The organism is uncultured Succinatimonas sp. (assembly GCF_905203285.1).
Classification (GTDB): Bacteria; Pseudomonadota; Gammaproteobacteria; order Enterobacterales; family Succinivibrionaceae; genus Succinatimonas.
Genome location: NZ_CAJKVK010000114.1, coordinates 1 through 5,084, shown reverse-complemented (window position 1 = coordinate 5,084; position 5,084 = coordinate 1). Strand labels below are relative to the sequence as shown.

Sequence of the window (5,084 nt, the reverse complement as noted above, 5' to 3'; positions counted from 1 at the left end):
CAACCTCAATTATTGAAGAAGAATTATGATTATTAACAATTTTCATCAATAAATTTTTGATGTTTTCTCTATTTTTTTTGTCAAAGACAACTGCGTCAATATGAAATTTGATTTGTTGTTTACATAATGTGTAAATTAAATCTTTTAAGAAATTAAGCCTTTTATTATCAGCAACTCCTAAGAAGTAAAGATCAAAAGTTTTACTTGTTGAAGATAAATATTTATTTTGAACGGTGATAAAATCAACACTGTTGGGCCAATAATTTATATTTAACTCTTCAGCGTTTTTTTGCGAGTAACTTTCAAAATAGCAATTAGTAATCTTTTTAGCTTTTTTAATAAATCTTTTATGTTTATCTTTTTGAATCATGTCATGATAGCGAGAAATGATCCGAGCATTAGGATAAATGATTTGTAAAAATTTTAAAAAAGGAAAAGAAAAGCAATTATAAACAACGCAACATTTAGTATTTGGATTAATTTGGTGCTTAATTTTTTGTTTTAGAAGCTCTAATTGCCATAAATATAAGGTATAGATGCCATCAAGACTAAAAATAAAACTTTTTTCTTTTAGGTTTGAGGTATTAATAGAGAATAAATCATATATGTGGTATCCGTATACTATAAATTTATAGGGGCTGTTTTCTTCAAGCAGATGACTTTTTATAATTTTTTTGTATGAACACAATCGAGAACGAAAATTTTTCCCTAACAACGTTATTATTAAGGACATTAAGCGATCTTTGAAGGTTTTTATATCTGAGCTTTTATAATAAAAAAAAGTGCTCGGCTGTAATAAGCTCTTAAGTTTAATTTGAGAGAGTGATTTTTTTACAGTGCAATTTGGTAATACTTTTTGAATAAACGGAAAAATTTCGTCAGTAGTTTTTGCTGTCTGAGATATAAAAGTAAGTTTAATATCATTGTACTTCATGTTCAAAATCCTAAATAAGGCTCAGAGCTTTTTCTAAAATTTTAAAAGCTTGTAAGGGTGTCGTGTTTTCAAGATTTGTGTTTTTCAAAATATTTATGATCTTTTCATATTTTATTGTTTCTTCATTATAAAAAGTATCTTTTTTACCTGATACTGACGAGCTCACATTTTCAGGAGGTCTTCCTGTTTGTGTAAGAGTTTTTGACTCAATAAGAGTTTTCGCTGTTTTTTGTCGCTTTTTTAATGCAAGATTAATCACTTCATAAGGCAATCCTGCGAGTTTTGCTACTTCAATTCCGAATGATTTTGATTGTTTTCCTGTTTCTGCGTGGTATAAAAAATAGATTTGACCGTTTTTCTCTTCTGCGTTAAAACAAAGGTTTTCTGCGTTAGTGAACTTTTCGGCAAGATCTGTAACTTCAGTGTAATGGGTTGAAAATAATGTAAGCGGTTTTAATTTTTCGCAAAGATATTCAACTATAGATTGTGCTATAGAAGATCCTTCTTCGCCGCTGGTACCGCGTCCGACCTCATCCATTAACACTAAGCTTTGATAGGTGGCGTTATTCAGAATAGTTGCTGTTTCTTCCATTTCAACCATAAAAGTTGAACGCCCTGATGCTAAATCGTCTGAAGCTCCAATGCGGGTGAAAATTCTATCAATATCTCCAATAACAGCTTTTTTTGCAGGAACGAATGAGCCGATACGCGCCATAATTACAATTAATGCATTTTGGCGCATAAAGGTTGATTTTCCGCCCATATTAGGTCCTGAAATTATGGTAATACGCTTGTCCTTTCCAAGCTCTAAATTATTTGTCATAAAAGGAGAATCGGATAGCGATTCAACTACAGGATGACGTCCTTCTTTGATTTCAATGTAAGATTCACTTACAAGAATAGGACGGGTGTAGTTATTGCTTTCCGCAACTTTGGCAAAAGATAAAATAACATCAAGAAATGATAGCGATGACGCAAGATTAGTAAGCTCACTTAAGTTTTGCTGCAGCTTTTGCAGGATATCTTCATAAAGTTCTTTTTCAATAATAAGAGATCTGCTTTGAGCGTTTAAGGTTTTTTCTTCAAGCTCTTTTAGTTCTGGAGTTATAAAACGCTCGTTATTTTTTAAAGTCTGACGTCTTATGTAATCTTCAGGAACTTTTGCAGAGTGAGTTTTAGGAATATCTATGTAATAACCATGTACCTGATTAAAATTTACCTTAAGTGATGAGATTCCGGTACGAAGTTTTTCTCTATCTTCAATTTCTTTAAGAATTTTAGCCGAACCTGACATCAGCTCTCGAAGTTCATCAAGCTCTGTATTGTAGCCGTCAGCTATAACGTTTCCTTCTCTTAATAAAGCAGCAGGCTCAGGAGCTATAGCTTTATAGAGTAGTTCATAAATTTGCGGCAGCGGATTTAATTTATCATTAAATGCTTTGACGATTGCTCCTTCAATGAAATTTAAAGAATCTTTAATTTGTGGGGTTAAAGATAGGGCTTCGCGTAATTTTGCTAGATCACGCGGTCTAGCTGAATTTAAGCCGATACGGGCGGTTATTCTTTCTAAATCACCGATTTCGCTTAAATACTTCCTTAAATTATCTTTTTCTGATGAATTTATAAGCTCCTCAACAAGGTTTAGTCGATTTTCAATTATTTGATTGTTACGTGACGGTTCTACTATAAAACGTTTTAATAGTCGGCTTCCCATTGCTGTATGAGTTTTATCTAAAATGCTTAATAATGAACCACGAGATTCTCCGCGTAAGTTAGTTAAAAGCTCAAGATTACGCTGAGCGCATTTATCTAAAATAACAGATGCAGAATTTTCATCACGACTTATTGATTTTATATGTTGTAAAGAAACGTTTTGCGTATCTTTTACATAGGCAAGAAGAGCTCCAGCCGCACAAATACCTTCATCTAAGTCTTCAATATCAAAACCGATTAAACTATTTGTCCCGAATTGTTTGCATAAAAGATTATATGAGACTTGAAAATCAAAATACCAAGGAGCAAGTTGCTTTTTACAAACTATATCGTTTAAAAGATTACTTGCGATTTTAAGATTTTCAGGTATAAGAATTTCAACCGGTGCGTTTTTATCAAGAAGTAACCTTAGGTTTTTTTCATTTGCCGCAATAGTAGTTTTAAATTTTCCGGAACCAAGACTTAATGCTGCAAATCCGTAATATCTTTTTCCTTTAAAAATACTCGCAATTTGATTGTCAGTGCGATCAGGAGCTATTCCTTCATCTGTGACTGTTCCCGGAGTGATGATTTTTGAAACTTTTCTAATCATCATTCCTTTAGTTGTGGCAGGATCTCCTATTTGCTCACAGATTACGGCAGATTCTCCAAGTTTTATAAGTTTTGCAAGATATCCTTCAACAGAGTGAAAAGGGACACCTGCCATAGGAATTGGATCGCCGTTATTGGTTCCTCGGCGAGTTAAGGTAAGATCGAGTAATTCTGATGCTTTTTTTGCGTCATCATAAAAGAGCTCATAAAAATCGCCAAGACGATAAAAAACTAAAGTGTCTGGATATTTTTGTTTAATTTCAAGGTATTGACGCATCATCGGCGTAACTTTTTCTGACGAAGTGCTCATTTATGATTTTCTTACCTTATTAAGAGTTTTAATTATTTGCTTTTTGAGTATACTTATTTTTAACTTTAGAGAAAAATATTAACTTATAATTATGGACTAAAATTTATAACTTGCAAAAAATTTAGCTGAAATTTATTTAAAAATCATAAGTGAAGGAAACAGTAATGATTTATATAATGAGTGAATGTGGGTGTATATAACAGCAGTTATTAGTAATAAAAATGCTTTTGAATATTTTGATAATGAGTAAATAAAATGAAGTGTTATATATGCCTAACAGCCCCACATGACGATAACGATGTATATGTTTCAACATTAGAAGCAACATTAGTATCTGCAAGGAAAAATACAAGTTTAGAGATAGTTGCTTTATATGATGGTTCTGAAGATAGTGAATGTTATAAGTTACTTAAACTTTTTGAAGTTGAAATAATTAAACATGAGTTTTCTCATAAAAGTTATTTAGACAAAATATACCCAAATGAGCATATAAAAAGAAATGTCAAAAAGGAAGATTTCTATCATAAATTGTCAGGAACGTTTATGAGATTAGATATTCCATTTGTTGAGAAAGAAGAAAAATATGTTCTGTATGTAGACATTGATGTAATCTTTTTGAAAGATATTGTTTTAGCTGATTTGCCGAAACCTAAATTTTTGGCGGCAGCTCCTGAATTTGATAAGAATGTGTCAAAAATGAAATATTTTAATGCAGGGGTTTTGCTATTAAATATAGAAGGTATGAAAGAAAAATGTCGACAGATTTTTTCAAAGATGGAAAAATGTACTCCTACGAATAAAGGATTGTTTGATCAGGGTTATTTAAATGAGTTTTGTTTTAAAGATATGGAACTCTTACCATTAATTTATAATTGGAAACCATATTGGGGAATCAATGATGAAGCAGTTATTATTCATTTTCATGGTATGAAACCGCTCGGTAATAATGAAAGCTCAGGCTTTGGAATGAATGATTCGTCATTGATCTCAACACTAAGTGGGCATACCCAAGATATAAATGGTTATGTTTTTTATTTAAGCAAATATTTTGATTTGCTTAGTAAAGATGGAGACTTGTGGCTGTCTAATTTTATTAGTCATATTTTTTATTTGTTTAACGATAGGAAAGAAAATAGTGAATTTGAGAAGCAAAAACAAAAATATAAGAAAAAGATAAAAAAAATAAAAAAGATGTCATTTTTATTCAACATATTAATTATTGGTTGTTTTTTGTCATTGTACTTGTTTAATTTAATAGGCACATAAAGTCTTCATATAAGAAGAGGAGTTAATCGAAAAGAGTGAATTTTTTATTGTTTAAATGTTTAATTTTGGAACGGTGTTCTTTGGATTTTAATCTTAACTTTAAATATAGTTTTGTCATTTTCCATCCTAGTTTTATTATAAATATATTACGCTTTAGATTACGGGTTAAAGAAGTGCCTTCATTTTTTTTATTAAAAATTATAAAACGCGATAATTCATCCGATTTTGAGAAATTATTTGCAATTCTTAATGAATTGTCAGTGGATCCAT

At 30.9% G+C, this 5,084-nt stretch carries 4 protein-coding genes; 1 reads left to right on the top strand and 3 read right to left on the bottom strand.

Features of this window, described 5'->3' with window-relative positions; genetic code table 11:
- Nucleotides 1-934, bottom strand: a 934-nt coding sequence (locus tag QZ019_RS09150) for a hypothetical protein (RefSeq protein ID WP_295484434.1), incomplete at its 3' end; no start/stop codon positions are given.
- A 10-nt stretch (nucleotides 935-944) separates the two neighbouring features.
- Nucleotides 945-3,548 (bottom strand): DNA mismatch repair protein MutS, encoded by a 2,604-nt coding sequence (gene mutS, locus QZ019_RS09145; RefSeq protein WP_295484431.1) that lies wholly within the window; start codon nucleotides 3,546-3,548, stop codon nucleotides 945-947.
- Nucleotides 3,549-3,803: 255 nt separating this feature from the next.
- Here mutS and QZ019_RS09140 point away from each other — a divergent pair, with 255 nt between their 5' ends.
- Complete coding sequence (locus QZ019_RS09140) at nucleotides 3,804-4,814, top strand: glycosyltransferase (RefSeq protein WP_295484428.1); 1,011 nt, start codon at nucleotides 3,804-3,806, stop codon at nucleotides 4,812-4,814.
- A 22-nt stretch (nucleotides 4,815-4,836) separates the two neighbouring features.
- On the opposite strand, the gene QZ019_RS09135 is transcribed toward QZ019_RS09140, so the two are convergent.
- A partial coding sequence (locus tag QZ019_RS09135) for a hypothetical protein (protein WP_295484426.1) occupies nucleotides 4,837-5,084 on the bottom strand: 248 nt, incomplete at its 5' end.

What these genes read in the sequence shown, in the direction of transcription:
- mutS (WP_295484431.1), bottom strand. Translation starts at nt 3,548, where the DNA reads ATGAGCACTTCGTCAGAAAAAGTTACGCCGATGATGCGTCAATACCTT.
- QZ019_RS09140 (WP_295484428.1), top strand. Translation starts at nt 3,804, where the DNA reads ATGAAGTGTTATATATGCCTAACAGCCCCACATGACGATAACGATGTA.